Source organism: Ekhidna sp. ABH4_415, from assembly GCF_056161305.1.
Genome location: NZ_JBSWYW010000003.1, coordinates 162,501 through 185,355, shown reverse-complemented (window position 1 = coordinate 185,355; position 22,855 = coordinate 162,501). Strand labels below are relative to the sequence as shown.

The 22,855-nt window shown below is 40.3% G+C and carries 21 protein-coding genes, 2 rRNA genes and 1 pseudogene (1 of these 24 running past the window's edge); 10 read left to right on the top strand and 14 right to left on the bottom strand.

The genetic code is table 11. From position 1 onward, the window contains the following. Positions 1-39 precede the first annotated feature (39 nt). On the bottom strand, positions 40-603 hold the full coding sequence (locus tag ACXAH9_RS06090) for a type 1 glutamine amidotransferase domain-containing protein (RefSeq protein WP_474893964.1): 564 nt from the start codon (positions 601-603) through the stop codon (positions 40-42). A 139-nt stretch (positions 604-742) separates the two neighbouring features. Between ACXAH9_RS06090 and trhA the strand changes: the two genes are divergently transcribed. The 5 genes from trhA (at position 743) to ACXAH9_RS06065 (ending at position 6,309) form a co-directional block, all read left to right on the top strand. Continuing rightward, positions 743-1,369 (top strand): PAQR family membrane homeostasis protein TrhA, encoded by a 627-nt coding sequence (trhA, locus tag ACXAH9_RS06085; RefSeq protein WP_474893963.1) that lies wholly within the window; start codon positions 743-745, stop codon positions 1,367-1,369. 109 nt (positions 1,370-1,478) lie between these two features. Continuing rightward, positions 1,479-4,601 (top strand): sensor histidine kinase, encoded by a 3,123-nt coding sequence (locus ACXAH9_RS06080; protein ID WP_474893962.1) that lies wholly within the window; start codon positions 1,479-1,481, stop codon positions 4,599-4,601. Beyond that, positions 4,601-5,113 (top strand): YdeI/OmpD-associated family protein, encoded by a 513-nt coding sequence (locus ACXAH9_RS06075; RefSeq protein WP_474893961.1) that lies wholly within the window; start codon positions 4,601-4,603, stop codon positions 5,111-5,113. Before ACXAH9_RS06080 ends, ACXAH9_RS06075 begins: the two co-directional genes overlap by 1 nt. Positions 5,114-5,133: 20 nt before the next feature. Beyond that, positions 5,134-5,853 carry a hypothetical protein gene (locus ACXAH9_RS06070; protein ID WP_474893960.1) on the top strand — a complete coding sequence of 240 codons (720 nt, stop codon included), beginning with the start codon at positions 5,134-5,136 and terminating at the stop codon, positions 5,851-5,853. A gap of 51 nt (positions 5,854-5,904) precedes the next feature. Next, positions 5,905-6,309 (top strand): OsmC family protein, encoded by a 405-nt coding sequence (locus ACXAH9_RS06065; RefSeq protein WP_474893959.1) that lies wholly within the window; start codon positions 5,905-5,907, stop codon positions 6,307-6,309. Here ACXAH9_RS06065 and ACXAH9_RS06060 read toward each other — a convergent pair. Genes ACXAH9_RS06060 through ACXAH9_RS06050 form a run of 3 tightly spaced genes read right to left on the bottom strand, consistent with a single transcriptional unit; the run spans position 6,306 to position 8,295 of the window. Next, positions 6,306-6,908, bottom strand: a complete 603-nt coding sequence (locus tag ACXAH9_RS06060; protein WP_474893958.1) for a hypothetical protein — start codon at positions 6,906-6,908, stop codon at positions 6,306-6,308. The two genes, ACXAH9_RS06065 and ACXAH9_RS06060, sit on opposite strands and share 4 nt — an antisense overlap. A gap of 11 nt (positions 6,909-6,919) precedes the next feature. Beyond that, positions 6,920-7,273, bottom strand: a complete 354-nt coding sequence (locus ACXAH9_RS06055) for a response regulator (RefSeq protein ID WP_474893957.1) — start codon at positions 7,271-7,273, stop codon at positions 6,920-6,922. Further along, entirely contained in the window at positions 7,270-8,295 is a 1,026-nt protein-coding gene (locus ACXAH9_RS06050) for a sensor histidine kinase (protein ID WP_474893956.1), read from the bottom strand. Before ACXAH9_RS06050 ends, ACXAH9_RS06055 begins: the two co-directional genes overlap by 4 nt. Before the next feature lie 67 nt (positions 8,296-8,362). On the opposite strand from ACXAH9_RS06050, the gene ACXAH9_RS06045 reads away from it, so the two are divergent. From ACXAH9_RS06045 to ACXAH9_RS06025, 5 genes are all read left to right on the top strand, one after another. Next, entirely contained in the window at positions 8,363-9,304 is a 942-nt protein-coding gene (locus tag ACXAH9_RS06045; RefSeq protein ID WP_474893955.1) for a carbon-nitrogen hydrolase family protein, read from the top strand. Next, positions 9,301-10,161, top strand: a complete 861-nt coding sequence (locus ACXAH9_RS06040) for a hypothetical protein (RefSeq protein WP_474893954.1) — start codon at positions 9,301-9,303, stop codon at positions 10,159-10,161. Before ACXAH9_RS06045 ends, ACXAH9_RS06040 begins: the two co-directional genes overlap by 4 nt. A 99-nt stretch (positions 10,162-10,260) precedes the next feature. After that, positions 10,261-11,961, top strand: a complete 1,701-nt coding sequence (locus tag ACXAH9_RS06035; protein ID WP_474893953.1) for a sensor histidine kinase — start codon at positions 10,261-10,263, stop codon at positions 11,959-11,961. After that, positions 11,958-12,587: a response regulator gene (locus ACXAH9_RS06030; RefSeq protein ID WP_474893952.1), complete on the top strand. Its 630-nt coding sequence runs from the start codon at positions 11,958-11,960 to the stop codon at positions 12,585-12,587. The genes ACXAH9_RS06035 and ACXAH9_RS06030 overlap by 4 nt, the downstream gene beginning before the upstream one ends. Positions 12,588-12,707: 120 nt before the next feature. Continuing rightward, positions 12,708-13,973 (top strand): cation:proton antiporter, encoded by a 1,266-nt coding sequence (locus ACXAH9_RS06025; protein ID WP_474893951.1) that lies wholly within the window; start codon positions 12,708-12,710, stop codon positions 13,971-13,973. A gap of 93 nt (positions 13,974-14,066) precedes the next feature. On the opposite strand, the gene ACXAH9_RS06020 is transcribed toward ACXAH9_RS06025, so the two are convergent. The 10 genes and pseudogenes from ACXAH9_RS06020 to ACXAH9_RS05975 all read right to left on the bottom strand — a co-directional run. Beyond that, positions 14,067-14,474 carry a DUF2721 domain-containing protein gene (locus ACXAH9_RS06020; RefSeq protein ID WP_474893950.1) on the bottom strand — a complete coding sequence of 136 codons (408 nt, stop codon included), beginning with the start codon at positions 14,472-14,474 and terminating at the stop codon, positions 14,067-14,069. 17 nt (positions 14,475-14,491) lie between these two features. Further along, positions 14,492-15,460 (bottom strand): glycosyltransferase family 2 protein, encoded by a 969-nt coding sequence (locus tag ACXAH9_RS06015; protein WP_474893949.1) that lies wholly within the window; start codon positions 15,458-15,460, stop codon positions 14,492-14,494. Further along, the gene (locus ACXAH9_RS06010; RefSeq protein ID WP_474893948.1) at positions 15,453-16,442 is read right to left on the bottom strand and encodes a glycosyltransferase family 2 protein; all 990 of its coding nucleotides are present in this window, start codon (positions 16,440-16,442) and stop codon (positions 15,453-15,455) included. The genes ACXAH9_RS06015 and ACXAH9_RS06010 overlap by 8 nt, the downstream gene beginning before the upstream one ends. Beyond that, the gene (locus tag ACXAH9_RS06005; RefSeq protein ID WP_474893947.1) at positions 16,432-16,956 is read right to left on the bottom strand and encodes a DUF4199 domain-containing protein; all 525 of its coding nucleotides are present in this window, start codon (positions 16,954-16,956) and stop codon (positions 16,432-16,434) included. Before ACXAH9_RS06005 ends, ACXAH9_RS06010 begins: the two co-directional genes overlap by 11 nt. A 6-nt stretch (positions 16,957-16,962) precedes the next feature. Further along, on the bottom strand, positions 16,963-17,472 hold the full coding sequence (locus ACXAH9_RS06000; RefSeq protein ID WP_474893946.1) for a DUF4199 domain-containing protein: 510 nt from the start codon (positions 17,470-17,472) through the stop codon (positions 16,963-16,965). Positions 17,473-17,474: 2 nt separating this feature from the next. Beyond that, on the bottom strand, positions 17,475-18,725 hold the full coding sequence (locus ACXAH9_RS05995; RefSeq protein WP_474893945.1) for a dihydroorotase: 1,251 nt from the start codon (positions 18,723-18,725) through the stop codon (positions 17,475-17,477). Beyond that, complete coding sequence (locus ACXAH9_RS05990; RefSeq protein ID WP_474894206.1) at positions 18,722-20,236, bottom strand: hypothetical protein; 1,515 nt, start codon at positions 20,234-20,236, stop codon at positions 18,722-18,724. Before ACXAH9_RS05990 ends, ACXAH9_RS05995 begins: the two co-directional genes overlap by 4 nt. Before the next feature lie 144 nt (positions 20,237-20,380). Further along, positions 20,381-20,575: pseudogene (locus tag ACXAH9_RS05985) on the bottom strand (BatA domain-containing protein); the annotation flags it as partial. A gap of 93 nt (positions 20,576-20,668) precedes the next feature. Then, a 5S ribosomal RNA gene (rrf, locus tag ACXAH9_RS05980) occupies positions 20,669-20,780 on the bottom strand. Positions 20,781-20,872: 92 nt separating this feature from the next. Continuing rightward, a 23S ribosomal RNA gene (locus ACXAH9_RS05975) occupies positions 20,873-22,855 on the bottom strand; it runs 884 nt beyond the window's last position.

Here is a 22,855-nt window from a genome sequence, read left to right as displayed (position 1 = left end):
ACCTTGAGGTATGTGGGGCACAGCTTTGGAGCTTAATTATTAGATTGTTTTTTGATTTTCGTGTACCCCTTCTGCAAATTCTTCAATCATCTTGGCATTGAAGTCGTCCAAATCTTCAGGTGATCTGCTGGTCACCAGGCCTGCATCCACTACTACGCTTTTATCAATCCACTTCGCGCCAGCGTTTTTTAAATCAGTTTTGATGCTTGGGAAAGATGTCATCATTCTTCCGGTTAACGCGCCTGTTTCAATTAGCACCTGAGGGCCGTGACAGATGGATGCGATCGGCTTGCCCGCCTCAAAAAAGTCACTAACAAATGCAACGGTATCTTCATTTACTCTCAGCAGATCAGGGTTGGCTACTCCACCAGGAATTAATAGTGCGTCATATTCATCTGCATTTGTTTGTTGCACTTGTTTATCTACTTCCAGTTCCATATTCCAGTTATCATCTTTCCAGCTTCTGATTTTTCCTTTGCGTGGAGATACAATGGTTACGTTTGCTCCATTAGACTCAAGCATCTCCTTCGGAGACATAAGTTCTGATTCTTCAAATCCATCTTCAGAAAGTATTGCTACATTCATTTCTTCAAGTGGTTTCATATCTTCGCTCTTAAATTTTGATTCAACATTCATATACTTTTAATACAAATGTTCTGATTGATCGTTTGGTCAAATCTGAATTCACAATCATATTTGGATTGTTTAACAAATCACCTAATATCCTATCGTAAAAAAATAAATGGCAGAGGTACATTATACAGCATCGGAAGAAAGACTCAACGTACTTACCCATGGACTGGGAGTGGTGTTGAGCTTTGTGGGTCTTGTTCTCTTGCTGGTGAAGTCGTCTGGAGTTACCGAGCTGATTTCTTCTCTGGTCTTTGGCTTAAGTCTGATCATTCTATATTCTGCCTCCACCCTATATCATGCTTCAAAGAATCAGCGCACCCGTGCTCGCTTGCGCATTTTCGATCACGCAGCTATTTATATACTAATTGCTGGAACCTATACCCCTGTTTGTCTGCTTACTTTGGGTGAAAGTATTGGCATCACACTTTTCTATTTTATTTGGGGGGTCGGCCTTTTCGGGGTAATTCTAAAGCTGTTTTTCACAGGTAGGTTTGATAGGCTATCCACCATCATGTATATCGTCATGGGCTGGATCGCCATTTTTGCTATCAAGCCGCTTTTGGCTACAATGTCATCTGAAGGGCTATTATGGCTATTGGCAGGAGGGGTCTTTTACACTTTGGGGGCTATTCTCTATAGCATTCGAACTATTCCCATGAATCATGCGACTTTCCATATTTGTGTTTTGGGAGGAAGTGCATGCCACTACATCATGATTTATTTCCACATCTTATAACAGATCATCGAAACCTATCTGGTTGAAATAGGTAATAACCACTTCTTTTCTTAAATTAAGAATACATACTATTTCAATGTTAAAAGGTCTTATCAAATTCATCCACCATGTGAACATTCTTCACAAAAGTGCTGCATTTTGGATGCTGGCCAATGTGCTTTGTTACGCTACGCATGGTCAGCCAATGAATTCTGAAAAACGCCTAACACAGTATGTCTTAAGAAGCTGGAATACCGAAGACGGATTAACCACAGAGTCTGTAAACGAAATGGCTCAAACAGGAGATGGATATATGTGGATTGGAACCTATACAGGCCTCCATCGTTTTGACGGCAAAGAGTTCACCGTATTCACCAGCCAGAATAGTGGTCTCCCTGCATCTAATGTATTACGTATTGAAAAAGGGACTGGGAATGAGCTATGGCTAGGAACGCTTCATGGGGTGGCCACACATAAAGACGGTGAGTTCAGTATTCCGGCTGGATTAGGAGTTGTAAAGCATTTGAGTATCGAAGAAATGCTGTTAACTCAGCAAGGAGATCTTTGGTTTAGCTCAAAATCCAATAACCTTTTTAGATACAGTGATGGAATACTGAAAGAAATGACCTCTGATTTTCAGGTTGAAAAAAGTACTATCCTTTCGATCGTGGAAGATCGTAATGGTAATGTATTTTTTGGTACAGATGATTCACGATTACTCAAATACTCGGCAGATGAAGAGTTACAAGACATTCAATTAGACCGGGATATCAATGGCATCAACACCCTGCTTTATTCTAAAGGACTCATCTACATGGGCACTGGTAATGGTCTTTATTTATGGGATGGAACAGAACTTATTGAGAGCCCTATATTAAAAAACACAACCATCAATGCCCTTTTGTTTGATAACAGTGAGATGCTATGGCTTGGAACGATGAAAGGACTTTTCAGATACAATCAAATTTCTACCGCCCTTGACTCTCTAACTGAGCAAACAGGAATGCCCAATAATATCGTTGAGGACCTGACTTTCGATTCTGAGGGGAATTTATGGGTAGGCACCTATAGAAGTGGTATTTTCTTTTTAGGAGATGGGTCTATCACAAGCTTTACAAAAAATGATGGACTGGCATCTAATATAATTAGTAGCGTAACAGAAATAGCTGACCATACATTTTTGCTGGGAAATGAGAACGGTAAACTCAACTTACTTACTAATGGAAAGGTGTCCGAATTCATTCCGCCTGTACCAATACCAAAAGAGAGACTCAAGAATTTATTTACTGATAGTAAAGGAAGAATATGGGTGAGTACCTATGGGGGTCTGGTGGTTATTGATGGAAATAAGGGCCGTCGATACTCTGTTGCTACTGGCTTCCCGGATAATTTTATTCGACTTGCTTATGAAGACCATGAAGGCACCATCTGGGTTGGCACAAAAAACACAGGCCTTCTTTTATTTGAAAATGGGAGTCTTGATTCATGGTCCTCTTTCGGCATAGAAGATGGCCTTACCTCTAATTACATCTTATCGATCGAACAAAACCATGATCAGGAGATGATTATTGGTACAATTAGCGGTCTAAATATTATCAAGGATAGAAAAGTCAAACAAACCCTCTCAGTAGATGACGGCCTCCCTTCCAACTTCATGTTTGCAACACATGCAACTTCCCTATTCATCTGGATCGCTTCTAATGATGGACTTTCAGGATTTGATGGAAAAGACATTATTAATTTCTCCTCCGAGAATGGGATGCCTACTAATATCATCTACGATGTTTTGGAAGACAATAAAGGTAACCTTTGGATGCCTTCAGAGAATGCTATTTTGAGTGTGAAAAGAGATGAACTGGAAGCAGCGGCTGATGACCCTACTGTCCAACTCAATGTAAAGCAATACGATGAAAGCTATGGCATGAAAAATAGCCACTGCCTGGGCGCTGTGTTATCCTTTGAAGACTCTCAAGGTAGATTTTGGATACCTACGATTGGTGGAATCGTACGATTAGACCCAAACCTAATTAAGCCTCCTTCCTTCAGACCAAAAATGTTAATAGAGGAGGTTTATGCAGACAATGAACTTATCTCAAAAAATAATGGGATAGTTGTACCCGCCCGAACCAACAGATTATCCATTGAATATACTGGCATAAGTTATGCTCATACTGATCTGCTTCAGTTTAGATATCGCCTGGCACCTTTCGATGATGACTGGGTGATGGGATCTGATGAGCGAAATGCAACATACACTAACCTATCACCGGGGAGATATGTTTTTGAACTACAGTCAGGCATAGAGGGTAACTTTTTTGACCGTACCCTCACTAAAGAAATCGTTATATCGGCAGCCTGGTGGCAAACAATATGGGCTAAAGTGTTAATGGTAATTTTTGTTCTTTGCTTAGGTATAATTCTCTATTGGGCGAGACTAAGAAGGCTTAGATCCAGCAACCTGAGACTGGAGAGAACCGTGAAAATACGCACACAGGAAATAGAGGAGCAAAAACAGGAATTGAGTCGGGCGATCGAGCAACTAAAGCAAGCTCAGGAACAAATGATCCAGTCAGACAAAATGGCTTCTTTGGGTATTCTAGCTGCCGGTGTTGCACATGAAATAAACAACCCCCTCAATTTCATCCAAGGTGGTGTGGATGGTCTGGAGCAAAAACTAAAAAAGAGCAAGAAAATCAAAAAGGAAGATTATGGCCTTCTGATTGGTGCTATTAAAGAGGGGATTTCCAGAGCCTCCACCATCGTATCCAGCTTAAATGAATTTAGCCATGCATCTGATAAGAAACTAGAGCCTTGTGACATCTACCACCTGATCGATAACTGCCTTACCATGATAAGATACCGTCTTAAAAATGGTATTGACCTGGAGAAAGAATTTTCAGATGAACCTGCAATCGTGATGGGCAACAATGGAAAGCTTCACCAGGCATTTTTAAATATCATCACCAACTCCATTCAGGCCATCGAAAAGACAGGGACAATAAAAATCAAAACCACCTTGAATTATGATAAAGTGACCATTGACTTTGCTGATTCCGGTCATGGAATTAAACCAGAAAATCTGAAGAAAATCACTGAACCATTCTTCAGCACCAAAGAGCCCGGCAAAGGAACCGGCTTAGGACTTTCAATCACTTACTCCATCATAAACGAGCATGGAGGAACATTAAATTACACCTCCGAATGGGGTAAGGGTACTACTGCTACAGTAGTGCTGCCTTTGATTAAGAAGTGATGAAGAAATTTAAAGCTCCTATTCTAAAATTCGAATCTGATCTTTGGAGCTACTATGTGGCAATTCCAAAAGAAATCGGCGATCAATTCATTGAAGAGGACGACCGGCGAATCATTTGCACCATCAACCATGCGGACCCTATCCATAGTGCATTAATGCCTAAGGGAGAAGTCTACAGTGTTTACGTGAAGAAGGAGTTTATGAAAAAACACCACCTTCAAGAGGGGGATCAGGTTGAAGTAAAACTTGAAAAAGATCGTTCTGAATATGGCATGCCTATTCCTGAGTCATTTCAGGTTTTGCTGGATCAGGATTCTGAAGGAAGCATGTATTTTCATAAACTAACCAAAGGCAAGCAACGAAATTTGATTCATATTGTAGGAAAAGTAAAAAATGTAGATAGCCAGCTAGCTAAAGGGCTCGCCATCATGCATCACCTTAAAGAAGCCGAGGGTGAATTAGATTTTAAGCGTCTGAATCTTTTGATCAAGGAATACAACAATCGAAAATGAAAGTTTTGTAGCTTGGTATTATGAAACATCTATTTGCTACTATTCTATTAATTCTTTCATTCCAGCTCACCGCTCAGGATCAATTCTATAAGGTTACTTTGCTTCGAGCCAAGCCGGGTGAGTTACTTGACTTAATCGCATTGATTGATCAGGATATTTCAAGCTTTGAGAGTTTCCTTGAAAACAAACCATACTTGCTTCGTCACAGCCAGGGAGATCATTGGGATTTGATGCTCATCTATCCCATTGACGAACTTGAAGGTTATTTTTCTTCTCTTCAGGCAGATGAAAGAGCAAAATCCAAAACCATTGAAAAACCTTATGGGAATGATTTTTTTGATTTGGTTTCATTTCAGGAAGAAGCCATTGTCAAAGGTCCATCGATAAACGTCTTCATAGCAGCGTTTGAAAAATACAATCTATTCCATATAGAAATTTTTACATCGTTGGCTGGAAAGCAAAACGAACTCCTGAAACAGCGACTAGCTGAAAATCAGTTTTACGCTGGTATAGAACATCGGCCGAATTTCATTTTCACTCGAGTATTTGGACCTAGCTGGGATAATTTCACCATCGGTTTCTATGAAAACATGCACGATTTTGCAGGTCCTGAGATTTCATTTGAAAAGGAAGATCAGGCCGCAAGGGAGGCTGGTTTTGAGGGAGTCAACTACATTGGGAGCTATCTTCGCTCCTTGATAGCAGAGCATCACGACACCCTGGCCTGGAAAGTGAACTAAAATGGCCAGTTTTGATTTGTATTACCCAGCATTAAAAATTATTCGAATTCCATGAAAATAGACTTGAAATATAAAGGTGACGAAGAGTTTACCTCAACCAATGAAAACGGAAACAAAATTGAAATAGACATGCGCTCTGCAGAACAGAAGCAGTATCAATCACCCACTGAAATGCTATTGTCTGCGGTGGGTGCATGTGCCGCGGTAGAGATTGTTTCAATGGTGAAAAAACGCAGAAAAACCTTTGTTGACCTGAAAGCAGAGATTAGCGGGGAACGAAGAGACGAACATCCACGTGGTTTCACAAAAATTCATCTAAAATATTTCATCTATTCCCCAGACCTTACCGAAGAAGAGGCTGAAAGAATTGTAGACCTGGCTACCACAAAATATTGTTCCGTTGCTGGCTCATTGAGTGCTGAGCAAACCCATTCGTTTGAGATTATCAGAAACTAGCTTTCTATCATCTTATTGAGCATATCTGATAATTTATCAAACGAGCCCATTTCGTACATGATCAGTATATCTCCACTGATATTCTTACCACGAATGGAAAAATTCGTGTGGCATACGAGCACCTGATTGTATCGTTGTTTGTCCAGCTGGCCATATATCCCTTCTATATCACCCTGATAGCTCTTTGGCATATGATAGTCCAATGGTGCATCCAGAATGTTACCAAACGAACCCATGATCGCGTTTAAGATAATATTTCCAACTTCAATCATCAACCCATCTTTCATCTCTGCTATGGTAGCGGAATCAGGATCTTCATGAATCAACAGAGAGGCCAACTGCTTGGCACTGTCTCCTGGTAGGATCACATTGGCACTTCCTTCATATTCACCCGAAAAACGCATCTCCACAGCGTGCACCTGATCTCCTCCTCCAAGCTTTTTGATTTCTGAAAGCACATCATCGAATGTAATCACGTTTACGTAGGGCACATTCAGTAGAATCTCTCCGTCAATCATTTGACTAAGCGACGCAGAACCTTTACCAACTCCTATGTTGATTATCTCGGTGATTGTATCTACTTGTTTTGAATTGAGCATATCTGTATCGCTTAATTAAAAATGTTGTTCAATATGGAGACAAGTTCATCCTTGTTAACCACCTTATTCATAAATGCCGTAGCACCTAGACTCATAACTTCCTCTTTTCTTGCTTTCTGTATATCTGCCGTAATGACAACTACTGGAGTTTCATTGCCTCTGGCTTTAAGTTCCTTTAGCACGTCAATGCCCGACATCCCGCCCATTAGCAAATCCAAAAAAATGCAATCATGAGATTCACTGAGGTTTGCAAGAAGTTCTTCGCCAGAAGATACAGCCTCAGACTCATGGCCCAACTCTTTGAGGATGTCCTGAAGTGTTTTGCGTTGAAAAAATGAATCATCTGCTATTATTATTTTTTTCATAACTTCTTTTTTAAGATCAAACTAACTGAAGTACCTATTCCCTCATTGCTGGTTATTTTAACATTTCCTCCATGTAGTCTCATGATTTGCTGAACAATGGACATCCCTAATCCATGACTCGGTTCTCCATCCAGTCCAGCTCTTTTGGAGCTGCCGAATTTCACAAAAACATTTTTCAGGATGTCTGGGGACATACCTATTCCCTGATCTGCAATTATCAATAGAATGTCCTCATCCTCCTCTAAAAGCTGAACCTTAATGATAGAATCTGGCTTACTAAATTTTACCGCGTTACTTAAAATATTATCCAGGGCTCGTGTCAACTTCGATTCATTTATCATAGCTACTGAATCCAGATCCGAGTCAAATTGTACCTTGATTTTCTTTTTAAGGGTTATAAGTCGGTGAGTCGCCAGGTAGTTAGATACAAAATCCCTAACGACTATCGGACTCATTCTTAGCTCATAGCTTTCAGACTCTATTTCTGCCAACTCCATGATCTCATCTGCAAGCCGCAACGTTTTATCAGTACTCACCTTAATCATATCAAGGTAAGTTGTCATTTCTCCCCGATCTATATCTTCATCATTCCTAATAGAATGATGCATCAGGTTAACCACACCTAAAATGGAAGCCAAAGGTGATCGAAAATCATGTGCCGCATTTTGCAGGTACAAAATGGAATTGTCTTTTTCAGGAATGACAAACCACAGACTTATGATATTACCTCCTGTCAACACAGACGAACAAGTGACATCACATACCTGACCATTGTTGCTAATGGTGAAATTTGTTTCCTGAGTCCTAGTTGAAATATTCTGATAGTAAGAAGTGATTTCTTTGAGACATTCACCAGTTACTATATTTTCTAGCCTGTAGTCCCCTCTTGGTAAAATGTCTTCACAGGTGCTTTTCTCCACATGAATGGTTTTAGGATCATCCCAAGACACCCAGGCATGTGGCACAGAAGACTCTAGCAAATGAAGCCTCGCATGTAAATCCTCGACATTTATTGCACTCATCCGGCAGTGGTTACAAATGCAAGATAATTCCAATTATTTTAGTGATCTATTATGATCAGCTAGTAGTATGAAAGACTTTATAAAAGTAGGAATAGCTCAAATTGCACCTATTTGGCTCAGCCGCCAAAAAACATTGGAGAAGGTGATGACTTTTGTTACTAAAGCCGCTGATCAGAATGCGAAACTGATTGTATTTGGTGAAGCACTCGTTCCCGGCTACCCATTTTGGCTGGAACGGTTAAATGGAGCTGCATTCAATTCGTCTGTCCAGAAAGAAATACATGCACTTTACTCGCGGCAAGCAATAAATATTGAAGAAGGCCAGCTTGATTCTCTTTGTAAACTTGCTAAAGAAAAAGAAATCTCTATCTACTTGGGAACCATTGAGCGGCCTTCCGACCGGGGTGGCCATAGCTTATATTGTTCAATGATATTCATTAATGAAGGAGGAGAAATAAAGTCCATTCATAGGAAACTAATGCCAACTTACGAAGAAAGGTTGTCCTGGAGTATAGGAGATGGACACGGACTGGTTACTCACAAGATACCACCATTCACTGTTGGAGGACTAAACTGCTGGGAAAACTGGATGCCATTAGCCAGAGCAGCGATGTATGCCCAGGGGGAGGACCTACATGTCTCTATATGGCCAGGCAATAAAAGAAATACAGAAAAACTAATCCCTGTGATCGCTCAGGAGTCCAGATCTTATGTAATGGGGGTTTCTGGCATTTTTAGACCCGAAGATGTCCCGGATGATTTTCCATTCGCGGAAGAAATGAGAAAAGTAACCCAAAACACATTGGCAGATGGTGGATCATGCATTGCGGCACCAGATGGATCATGGGTGATTGAGCCAGTTGTCAATAAGGAAGAATTAATAGTTGTGGAAATAAATCATAAAAGAGTGAGAGAAGAACGACAAAACTTTGATCCCTCAGGACACTATTCCAGGCCTGATGTACTTAGTTTAAGTGTGAATAGAGAGAGACAGTCTGTATTAAAATGAGGATACTTATAGCCTTCTCTATCTCTTTATTTTCCTCTGTTATACTTGCACAAAATCCTGAGCAGGATAAAATCCAGTTTCAATCGGCTGTGGATTGGCTGGGTAGCAAGCTGAATTATGTTTATTACGATGATGTGGGTGAAAAATGGTGGAATAATACCTTTTATGTTAATGATAATAGAGAAGTAACTATAAAACACATCGCATCTGACAAGCCCAACACAGCAAACATTCGTAATAAAACGTATACTATCAGATCATTTAGAATTCAGGACATCAATCCAAAAAGTTTAAAAATAACCGAGGTAGCGAAAACCAAAGGGAGACTGGTGAAGGGTAAAATGCTGGAGGTAAGAACCTACGGCTTCCAGGATTTAATCCACAAAACCATTAATAATAGAAGAGGAAGCAGCACATCTTTTTTATTTCTATCCTTTCCGGAGGTGTTAAATGACAGCATTTCAAACTACGCAGAAATAGTTAAGCAAAAGTTTGAGGAAGCCATACTTGTAAGCACTAAAGTTTACCCAAATAATAATGCGAGTGATATCAAAACTATTTTCACCATATTGGAAGGTGATTTCCAATCAGACGAAGGCCAGCTATGGAATGCACAAAAAGTAAAGCCTTATGTACTAAAAATAGATCAAGGAACCGGTAATATCGAATACTTTGGATTTGATCAGGATAAACAAAAATTCTACCTGCTTGACATTAATTCTGATGGTGTCCAAACCCAATTTTACGTAATGACCAATGAGGGTAGTCTCTCCCTGAGCTTAAGGGAGGAGACCGTCTTCGCATTCCACACACTTCATTCTTTCAGCTTTAATGGAACCAGATTCTTTAGGCGGTGAAGACAAAATTTAAAAACATCATACTTCCGGCTTTTGCCATTTCTTTCATCCGTATTTTTCCTTATTATCTTAAAAAAATTAACCAGATAATTTTACACGATGCTTAGCAGAGTAAATATTGGCAATAAACTAGCTATGCTACTGGTGGCCTTGTCACTGGTGCTCATAGCTATGCTGAGCTCGCTTTTCTATACACAATTTGACACTGCACTTAAGGAGCGTGTATTACTACAGCTGTCATCGGTGAAGCAGCTTAAGATTGTTAAAATCAAAACAGAGCTCAATGATCGTATTGCTGCATTCAAGCAATTGCTAAGCGAAGAGCATATAGAGGACGAGTATTTCGCATCATTGACCAGGTATGAAAAACTTCCTGACTCATTAATTGAAAAGGGATTCAGCGTACCGAAAGAATCAAATGTTCAACTGGTAGATCTGTCCCCTATTTATCCAGTTGGTCAAATCAAAGTAGGATTTATCGGAAAAAAGGATGATGAAATTCTGGTTGCTATCGCTGAAATTCCTGGTATACAGGAGATCTTATTGGAACGAACCGGGCTGGGACAGACAGGGGAGTCCTACCTGGTAGGTGAAAATTATCAGTTGCTCACAAAACCTAGGTTCAATGTGAAAAACCCACAGGTAGAAGTGAAGACACAGGGTGTTATCAGGGCTCTAAGTGGCGAGTCTGAAGAAGCTACCTACTCTGACTATCGGGGTGCCGAGGTGTTCAGTTCGTATGAAGGAATAAATATAAATGGACTGAAGTGGGTGATTTTGACAGAAATAGATCGTCAGGAAGCCCTATTTCCTCTTAAAAAACTACAGAACAACCTCTTCTATATATTCATTGTCATCTTGATTTTTGTGCTGGTTGTTTCCTACTTCCTCTCCAGGATGATTGTCCGACCAATCGTTACCATGGAAAAAACCCTGATGGATATGTCTAAGGGTGTATTAAATGAAGTTCCATACGATGAAAAGAGGGAAGACGAGATCGGCCGAATGTTTATGGCGCTGGAAAAGCTTGTAAGTGCACTTAGAGAGACAGTGGTCTTTGCTAATGAGATCGGTTCAGGAAATTTTGATGCTGACTATAAACCACTAAGTAAGCAGGATAAAATGGGTGCTGCATTGATTCAGATGAAAGAAAAGCTGCGCGCCTTTAAGGAAAATGAACAACGATTATTAAAAGAAAATCAGCGCTCTATCCTTAACGGCGAGGAACAAGAACGATCCAGACTCTCTAAAGAAATGCATGATGGTCTTGGACCTTTATTGACGACACTAAGAATGAATCTTCAGGCAGCTGAACTAAGTGAGGATACAAAAAAACAATTATTACTTAGGCTGGACGAAACCATCGGCGAAGTAAGGCGAATGAGCAACAATCTGATGCCAAATGTTCTTGTCGATTTTGGTGCTGGTGAAGCAATAGGTAACTTATTGAAACAAATTGAAGATAATTTCTCTATTTGCGTGCTTTACAAAAACGATATGCCAGCTGAATCAGACATTGATGATGACATTCATATCGCGCTGTATCGGATTGCGCAAGAGTCAATCAATAACGCAATCAAACACTCTAAAGCTACTGAACTAAAAGTATCTATGAGTGAATTTGAAGATCATGTGGGGTTCTTCATTGCCGATAATGGGATTGGGTTCAATCCAGAACAATCTTCTCATGGAAACGGCATTCGAAACATGAAAGAACGAGTAAAACTGGCCAATGGAACCATAGATATTAGAACTAATAATAAAGGAACAACCATAGAAGTAGAAATTCCACTACCATGAGCAAGATTAGAATTATAGTAGTTGATGATCACCAGTTATTCAGAGAGGGAATTATTTCTCTCTTATTAAAAAACGAAGATTTGGAGGTTGTAGGTGAAGCCTCATCTGCGGAAGATCTATTCGGTCTACTGGCTAGCACTGAGCCTCATATTGTCCTCATAGATATTACCATGCCTGGAATAAATGGACTTGAGGCAATTGAGGAATGTCGAACAAAATTTCCAGAAGTGCGATTCATTGTTCTTACCATGCATGCTGAAGGTCAGTATGTAGTAAAAGCTGTTAGAAATGGGGCGTTTGGCTACCTGATCAAAAATGCAGATGAAAATGAGTTGATTCAGGCCATTAAAAACGTAGCTAATGGGAAAAAGCATTTCAATAGTGAAATATCCCAGCTAATGATTGGCAATATGGCCATTGAGGGAGAATCTCATAAAAAACTATCCGATCGGGAAATGGAAGTTTTAACATTGGTCTCCGAGGGACAAACCACCAAGGAAATAGCTGAGCAGCTTTTCGTCAGTGCCCGAACAGTGGAAACACATCGGGTGAATATGATGAAAAAATTAAAAGTGCAAAACACGGCTGAGCTAATTAAAAAAGCAGCTCACTTAAATCTTATTTAAAAGTATCCGTGAAAATACGGATGACTCATTCCTGATATTCTCTGAAAAGATTATACAACTATTTTCAGAGTTTATCTCATTGATCAAAATCATACTTTTGATACCTCAAACAGGATAGCTATGAGCATCTTCGACATCATTGCGGTACTTATATTTTTTTCAGGTGTATTTATTTTCATAAATACATTTTACCTAAAGCTTCCGTCCTCAATTGGATTGACAATTTTAGCGTTGGCTCTTTCACTCTTGGTATTCGTATTCGGTTTTCTCTTTCCTGAGTTTCATCTTGCTGAGCATGTCAAAAAATATGATTTCGCGGAAGTACTATATCGTTTTGTGCTCAGTGTTATGCTATTCGCGGGTGGATTAAATGTTGACTTCAAAAAGCTCGGAGACCAACTCGTACCTGTTTTGGTGCTTTCATTCTTTGGAGTACTCATTTCCACATTCGTCATAGCCACGTTGATATACTTTACCGCTGGCATGTTGGGCATCACCTTAAGCTACATTGCTTCATTGGTATTCGGAGCACTTATTTCCTCCACAGACCCAGTAGCTATCACAAAAACCATCCGTAGGTTTAAGATGTCCAATGAGTTGGAAACAAAAATATCTGGAGAAGCACTGCTCAATGGTGCTATTGCCATTGTGCTTGCTCTCGTGTTTGTAAACATTTACAAAGAACAGGCCGCCATGGGTTCACTAAATTTTACAGGCGCAGCTTGGGTCTTGATTAGGGACCTGGGAGGTGGACTTATCGCCGGCCTGTTCTTTGGTTGGTTGGGTTACTCCGTCCTGAATTATATTGACAATGATAAGGTGGAGGTAGAAGTTTTGATCACCCTGGCACTGGTAATGGGTGGGTCTTACGTCGCAGACCTCATGTATGTTTCATCTATGATGGTAGCTGCTACCACTGGATTAATACTTGGCAACTTTGGGAGGAATGAAAAAGGAGAAAATGCAGTTGGCGCATACGTATATCGTTTTTGGCAATTATTAGAAGAAACATTGGCTGCAATGCTTTTCGTGCTAATTGGTTTTGAAATGTTGGTTATCCCTCTTCGACTTGACTATTTCGCGTTAGGTTTTTTTGCAGTCAATTTTGCCTTATTCGCCAGATGGATAAGTGTATTCATACCCATCAGGTTGATGTCGATGAGTCGCTCCTTTGATGATGGCACCATCCCGGTGCTGTCATGGGGAGCACTTAGAGGAGGGCTACCCGTAGCAGTTTCACTCTCACTAACCAACTTCCCCGGACAGGAAATTATCGTTACCATGACATACGTTGTTGTAGTTTGCTCAGTCCTTTATCAGGGCTTTACACTCACAAAAGTGATGAAATATTACAACGACAAGCACCCCATGAAATGGATGGACTAAGTATTTCATAAGTGGTTTTTTAAATAGTTAGGTCCTTTTTTGGTGGATATGCAGAAGGCTCTCGCAACACAGTTTGCGGGAGTGCTTTTGTGATTAGAACTTGAGCTTACTACCAAGCTCCATATCACTCAGCTCCAGATCTAAGGCCTTAGTGGATAGTTGTATTTCTCTTACGGATATGATTAATGAAAGCAAAAGCAAAACAAGGGATATTCCAAAAATTCCACTTCCCCATTCTCCTACTTTCAGGTAAATAAAGAACATAGCCAACACACAAAGAAGAAGACTCATTACTCCGAACAACTGCATAGCTCTAATCAGAAACAACCGCTTTCTTAAGTTCTTTAGCTGCCCTTCAAGCACACTCTTAGGGTCGCCTAGATAACTTTTATGTAGTTGACGGATTAGAGTGGCAATTGCTAAAAATCGATTGGTGTATGCGAGCAGAAGCAATGAAATTGCAGGAAAAAGAAGCGCAGGAGTAGTTAAAGTTATTTGCATACATCAAAGATAGCTTGCTAGCGTGATCTGGGATAGATCAGTTCTTTGATGAAACCAAAACCATAGGCAAAATGCTGTAAAAGGGTAGTGATAATTACCATAGCACCTACTTTTAAACTCTTCTCTATCCAGATTGAATGAATGAGTATACAGAAAAAGTAAAGCGCATAAACAAGCAAAAAAAACAAGCCATATCCTGGAGTGGTGATTGAAAAAATCAAAATAGAAACCAGACCAAGTGAGAAAATAGGCGGAAGGAAATGTGGGATTTTTATTGGTATCCCATATTTCCGATACAGCTGTATTCTAGTCCTGCCAAATGAAGATATTTGGTTGAAAAATGATTTAAGAGTGTTTCTACGCTTATGAAAAACCATTAAATCATCCGTTATCATTGCTTTAAAGCCTGATTTGCTAAACCTATTACTGAGTTCCATATCCTCTCCCATGTTGGTCTTCGCAAACCCTCCAAGCTGATCAAAAATTGAGGCATTGATAACCAAGTTGTAGCTTCTCAGGTATGCGTCATTGGATATTTTCGTCCTTTTGCCCCGAATACCACCGGTTGTTAGGAAAGATGTCATTGAGTAGGAGATCGCTTTTTGGAGTGGTGAAAAATCTGGGGATGCGGCATCTGGCCCACAGTATGCATGTACTCCTGGATGGTCAGCGGTTAAGCTTTCTAGTTTGGCAAGATATAATTCAGGAATCACACAATCTGAATCAAATAATATCAACCATTCTCCCTTAGCTCTTTCAAACCCATAGTTTCTACTAAACCCTTGCCCACTATTTTCCTTATAGAAATAAGAAATATCAAGCTTTGAACTGTACTTTGGAATGATGTCATCACATTTTTTGGTTGATCCATCTTCTACAATAAGCACCTCGAAATCCTTGTGAGTCTGATATACAAGACTTTCAAGTAATTCATCTATTTCATCAGGACGATTGAATACAGGAACAATGATTGAATATTTAGGCATAGTTCTCCGTGGATGTGATAGGATCCTCGGTCTTTTCAGCAATAAGATAGTCGCCCTTTTTTTGATTCAACTGGATCATCATTTCCGCAATAAATCCGGCCAAAAACAATTGCATGCCCACAATCAATGCAACTAAGGCAAGGAAAAAAAGTGGCTGATCAACAACATCTCTACGAGCCAACTGATAATACTGTCGGTATAGCTTCTCTCCTATGATCCATAGGGTTATAAAGAAGCCACCTATAAAAGACAGACTGCCAAAAACACCGAAAAAGTGCATCGGATTTTTCTTAAACCTGGAAACGAAAGTAACAGACAGTAAATCCAAAAATCCTGTCACAAAGCGCTTCATACCATACTTCGTAGAACCATACTTTCTTGCTCGGTGCGCTACTTGCTTTTCTCCTATTTTATTAAACCCATTCCACTTAGCAATGAGTGGGATATAGCGATGCATTTCACCATACACATGGATATTCTTTACCACATCTCGCTTATAAGCTTTAAGACCGCAGTTGAAATCATGCAAACTTATACCTGAAACCATCCGGGTAACCCAGTTGAAAAGTTTTGAAGGAATGGTTTTACTGATTGGATCATGTCGCTTTTTCTTCCAGCCTGAAACAATATGTAAATCCAGAGTTGTCAGCATCTTCATTAGCTCTGGAATCTCATCCGGACTGTCCTGCATATCCGCATCCATAGTTATGACTACTTTCCCACTTGCTTTATTAAAGCCTGTCTGCAGGGCTGCTGATTTACCGTAATTCCGATTAAACCGATAGCCAACTACTCTTTGATCTTTTTCAGCAAACTTGTTTATAACTATCCATGAGTTATCCGAACTCCCATCATCAACCAGAAGTATTTCCGTGTCAATCTTATTTTCGTCTACAACGCGAAAAATCCACTCCAAAAGTTCTGGAATGGATTCTTCCTCATTATAAACAGGTATAACTATTGATAGATCTTTAGCCTTCAAGTTCAGGTTCTTTCTTCTTAATTATTGCACCAGTTATAAGCGAAAGTATGGCATAAATAATTAATCCCCATAAAAATCCCATAACAGAACCTGATACTGTAAATCGATCTAATGTATCTGATCTGGTTTTTTCTAGGGCTTCATCCATTTGATCCTCCGGCATGCCGAAATTACGCATCATTGACTCAGCATTTTCCACAGATTGGTCAGCTAACATTTCAGGTAACTCAGGATCTATCACATTATACAATAGTAGATTGAAGATGGTACTTAGTAGGCCTGCTGCTATGAAAACTTGCATAGAGTACACCCATGCTTTTCCAAAGGACATATATCCTCCTATCTCATTTCTATGCTGAATGCCGAAATAGCATACCAAAGCAAGGAAAACAATAAAAAACAATAGCATCCACATGGACACAAGTAGAGCCGGATTTACGATGTATAGGAGTAGAGTAAGGACAATGCCAATTACACCCACCATTAATCCAGATTTGATTGCGTGATTGTTCATAGTTAGTTATTTAGGTTTTTTTCTTAAAATTATTGCAACTACAGGAGTAATTAGGAACCCGGCAATGATTTTCTTCCAAAAGGTACTTATCATCAGCCGAACTGTTGTTTCTTCATCCACAGCGGCAAGCTGTTGCTGATACTGCTCCTCGGAGAATTTCTCAAGATACAAATCCTTCTTTTCAATCAACATAGCTTTTGCTCCTTCTTTATATGCTTCAAGCAACTCAGGGTTTGCTTCAAAAACAAAATAAAAAACAGTTGAGAAGACTAAAACTGCAGGAATCATAACGATAAAACCAATACTTATTCCTTGCCAAAAATGAAAGTAACCGCCATTTCTGTAGTCTTTATATTCCTTACCACTGAAATAGATGAATAGAAAAAAAACACCTAAATCAAAGAAGAAATGCCGCATATCCAACAGTGGATTGCTACCAAAATTGATGGAAATGAAGAATAGACCTATTAGGAATACCCCACATAAAATAGAATACTTGATAGTGGATTTTATCACTGTTATTTGAGCGTTATACTGGTTCCGTTAATCGTACCAATCACCTCCCCCTTTAATTCAGAGTTCCAGAAAGGAGAATTTCGAGATCTTGACAAATTAGAAGCATCATTCAATATCCATAAACTGTCAGGATCAAAGATGGTAAGTTTGGCTACCTCACTCTCATCTATTTTCAAACCATCCATCCTCATGATTCTTCTAGGTCCATTAGTTACCCTTTCGATAAGAGTTTCCATTGGGATTTCCTTTGATAGCTTTAGCAGTGATGGATAAAAGGTCTGAAGTGATAAACTTCCTGGATCTGCGAGATCAAATTCCAGCTGTTTACATTCCTGATCCAGTGGACGATGGTTGGAACAAATAGCTTCAATCGTTCCATCCTTCACGCCTTTAACTAAAGCCTTTCTGTCCTTCTCCGATCGATAGGGTGGCAAACTCTTATGATTGGTGTCAAAATCACCTATATCGTTTTCAGAAAATAACAAATGATGAATCCCCACATCACATGTCACAGATAGTCCTTCTTTTTTAGCTTTTTTTATCAGCTCAACACCGCGAGCAGTAGAAAGACGACTAAAGTGGATGCTCCCACCACTGTACTTGAGTATATCAATATCTCGCTGAATAATTAATTCCTCAGAAAGTGAAGGCTCAGCTCTCAATCCCAAGAGAGTGCTCACCGTGCCCTCATGCATATGTGTGCCTTGAGAAAGATTTATATCTCTGGCATTCTGCACAATTGGAACATTAATATCATTGGTGTATTGGAGTGCTTTTAGTAGGAGCTTGGCATTCCAAATGGGTTGATCCCCCTCTGAAAAAGCAACCGCACCAGCTTCATGCAGATCCAGCATTTCTGTAAGGTTCTCGCCCTGCAATGAATCACTGATAGCAGCAAGCGGATGAATATCTACGTAATTAGGTGCTCTTTTTATTAAGTAGCTGACGTCACTCTTTGAAGTAATTGGAGGATCTGTTTCAGGAATTAAACAGATATCAGTAAATCCCCCAGCGCTTGCTGCCTTAGACCCACTTACAATATCTTCCCTATGTTCATTACCTGGATCACAGAATTGTGCATTTAAATCCATCCATCCACAACTAACCATCTTTCCCTGAAGGTCAACTTCCTTCTGAGCAGATTTACCATTGAGCGAAGTGATTTTACCCTTTTCGATAAGTATGTTAGCTTGCTTGGTATGAGCTGGGGAGTAGGGATCTAAGACGTATACATTCTTCAGCAGTAAGCTCATCTGAAATATCTATGCAGCATTGTTTCAGTAAAAATCAACATAATGGCCAAAATTAACGCATATTTCCATAAGCCAACTGATTCTGTTGACGCAAACACGGTATTTACTGAACCCTCATATGCTTCAGACACATTCACATTTTCATGTTGAGAGAAAGCTTGCTTCAATTCATCCAGACTTGGAGAAGCCATTATTGATTCCTCCTTCGGGATATTAATAGCTAATTGACGTAGAGTATCTCCTTCTTGAACCAGGTAATAAAATCCGGGATTAATATTTTCGGGAATTTGAATTGTAGTTTGTAAACCCGATGAATTAAATAAAGGAATTACTTCAAACCCATCTTTTACCAACCTAATTGGAATATCAGAAGTAGAAACATTAAGTTCAACTGAGTTACCAGGATAAACGTATGGTGTCTCAAGTCCACCTACCGAAGAAAAAGCTATTTGATATAAAATAGGTAGAAATAATGCGTTCGTTTCAAATCCTGAGGTAGTATTCAAAGCTGTATTGAAAACATATTTCTTTTCATTTACAAAAAGGAAAGGACTATTATCTCGGTAGTTTATAATTGGCTCATAAGCCCCTTGAACACCAAATATTGGTTTTAAAACAGGAAGTGAACCAGGCATGGCGTTTTTCTCAAATATTCCTTTCATTAATAAATTACCATCAACAAGATCTATCTGCAGATTGTCAGTTTCTCTTGTAGAAAAAGATAACCCCTCCAGATCATTGTACGATTGAGTTTCGAAAGAATCAGACGGGAATATAAGTAAATACTTGTCTTTAAATTGCTCAATTAAGTTAGTTGGGAGTTCTGTAAAAGAATTGAATACTATTAAATCTGATGCACTCATCAATTCATAGTCCAAATTCTGAATGTCTAGAATTTCAGCTTCAAAAAGTGCAGCGTTATTAAAAACTTCCTCAATTGCCCTCGTATCTCCATTATTCAAAATCGAAATGGTTGGCTTGTTGCTTGCTCCACGGATGAAGTAAAACTCATTGTCGTATAACACATCATCACCACTTATTATTAAGGAATAATGTCCGTATTCATCAAATGGAACATCAAACTCAATGACATCCAACTCTCCAACGCTTTTAACAACAGAGCTCAATTGCCTCCCCTCCTGCATTAGCTTTACAACCAAATTTCCATCCATTACATTTGACGCTACAAAATCAACAAAAATTGATAGCTTGGATAAATCAGTAGAGTTTACTTCAATCCACAAGCTATCTACAAATACATTCCTGTCATCATTTAAATCATTTAATAGTATTAGATCATAAGACCGTGAAGAATCAATATTCAATTCCTTCAGTTCCCCAACTTCAATGAGTTGAAAATCAGAAATAAAAACACTACTCCCCTCATGCTTGAATTCATTAGTAAAAAAACGACTCAGTCCACTAGAAGCATAGCTATATGAAACAGAAAAATCAGATGATGAAGCAACCTGCTGAGAGCTGAAATTGTCATATAGATTAATTGGTTTCAAATCATTATCGAGTAAGGATTGGACTGTTTCCTCCAAAACTAGATTTCCATTACTGTTGGATGAACTTATTGAGTTATCATAATAAAGAAATACGGGCCCATTTATTTTAGCATCATTGGACAGCAGTTGCCACAGACAAAATAGCAAGCAGCAAAAAATGAGAATTCGATTTCCTAAAACCAGTAGATATTTCAGCCTCGACTTTGCCTTAGTTTTTGAGGACAGCTTAACAATGTATTTAATAGTAGAAAAATAGAGCTTTTTAGCCCTACGGAAATCAAATAGATGTACCAGGATAGGAACAGCTAGAAAAAGAGAAAGCACCCACCAAATCACCATATGCTAATATAAAATTGACTTAACGACTTCTTAGGTGGTAAGTTATTATAAAACAAAAAAAGCCCTCTTATTTCTAAGAGGGCTTTGTTAATAAACTGGCAACGACCTACTCTCCCACCTATTACGGCAGTACCATCAGCGCTGACGGGCTTAACTTCTCTGTTCGGAATGGGAAGAGGTGGACCCCGTCGCTATAATCACCATAAATTTTGCCTATATCCATGATCGGATAGGACTTAATGTCTTGACATATAAAAGAAAGATTCACTTGAAAAATTGCGAGTTTATCGAAACGCTTTAAGAAAGCTTACGGGTAATTAGTACTGCTCAGCTTTGACATTACTGCCTTTACACCTGCAGCCTATCTACGTCCTAATCTAGAACATCCCTTAAAAGAAATCTCATCTTGTAGTGGGTTTCGCACTTAGATGCTTTCAGTGCTTATCCCTTCCAAACGTAGCTACCCAGCAGTGCTCCTGGCGGAACAACTGGTACACCAGCGGTTTGTCCAACTCGGTCCTCTCGTACTAAAGTCAGATCTACTCAAATTTCTTGCGCCCACAACAGATAGGGACCGAACTGTCTCACGACGTTCTGAACCCAGCTCGCGTGCCACTTTAATGGGCGAACAGCCCAACCCTTGGGACCTTCTCCAGCCCCAGGATGTGACGAGCCGACATCGAGGTGCCAAACCTCCCCGTCGATATGAGCTCTTGGGGGAGATCAGCCTGTTATCCCCGGAGTACCTTTTATCCTTTGAGCGACGGCCCTTCCATACAGAACCGCCGGATCACTATATCCTAGTTTCCTACCTGCTCGGCTTGTAGGCCTCACAGTCAAGCACCCTTATGCTATTGCACTCTGCGCACGGTTACCAAGCGTGCTGAGGGTACCTTTGAAAGCCTCCGTTACTCTTTTGGAGGCGACCACCCCAGTCAAACTACCCACCACACACTGTCTCCCTTACGGGGTTAGGCATCAGATAAATAAAGGCTGGTATTTCACCAACGACTCCACCATGCCTGACGACACAGCTTCAGAGTCTCCCAGCTATCCTACACATCATTTACCCAATACCAATGTGAAGCTATAGTAAAGGTTCACGGGGTCTTTCCGTCCCGTTGCGGGTATCCGGCATCTTCACCGGAACTACAATTTCACCGAGCTCATGGTTGAGACAGTACCCAGATCGTTGCACCATTCGTGCAGGTCGGAACTTACCCGACAAGGAATTTCGCTACCTTAGGACCGTTATAGTTACGGCCGCCGTTTACTGGGGCTTCAGTTCAGAGCTTCTCCGAAGATAACTCCCCCCCTTAACCTTCCAGCACCGGGCAGGTGTCAGGCCTTATACATCCTCTTTCAAGTTCGCAAAGCCATGTGTTTTTGATAAACAGTCGCCTGGGTCTTTTCACTGCGGCCCCCATTGCTGGGGGCGCCCCTTCTCCCGAAGTTACAGGGCGATTTTGCCTAGTTCCTTAACCATGAATCACTCGAGCACCTCAGGATTCTCTCCTTGACTACCTGTGTCGGTTTACGGTACGGGCACCTTTATTCTAGCCTTAGAGGTTTTTCTTGGAAGTCTGTTTAGGTACACTATCCACGCATCCGAAGATTTGTGGTACTATCAGGTTCAGCAGGGTCTGCGGATTTACCTACAGTCCCTATACCTACACCCTTCAACGTACTATTCCGTCAGTACGCGGTACTTTCACTACTCCGTCACCCCATCGAAAATAAAGGTGGTACTGGAATATTAACCAGTTGTCCATCGACTACCCCTTTCGGGTTCGCCTTAGGTCCCGACTAACCCCCGGCTGATTAGCATTGCCGGGGAATCCTTAGTCTATCGGTGGGCAGGTTTCTCGCCTGCCTTATCGTTACTTATGCCTACATTTGCTCTTCTCTATTCTCCAGCAGAACTCACGTTCCACCTTCGTCGATTAGAGAATGCTCCCCTACCATCATAAAATGATCCTAAGCTTCGGTATTGTACTTGATGCCCGATTATTATCGATGCTCTGCCGCTCGACCAGTGAGCTGTTACGCACTCTTTAAATGAATGGCTGCTTCCAAGCCAACATCCTGGCTGTCTAAGCAGCTGAACCTCCTTAGTTCAACTTAGTACAAATTTAGGGACCTTAGCTGTAGGTCTGGGTTCTTTCCCTCTCGGACTCGGACCTTAGCACCCAAGCCCTCACTGCGGAGTATATTTATCAGCATTCGGAGTTCGTCTGGATTTGGTAGGATTTGACTCCCCCTAGTCCAATCGGTAGCTCT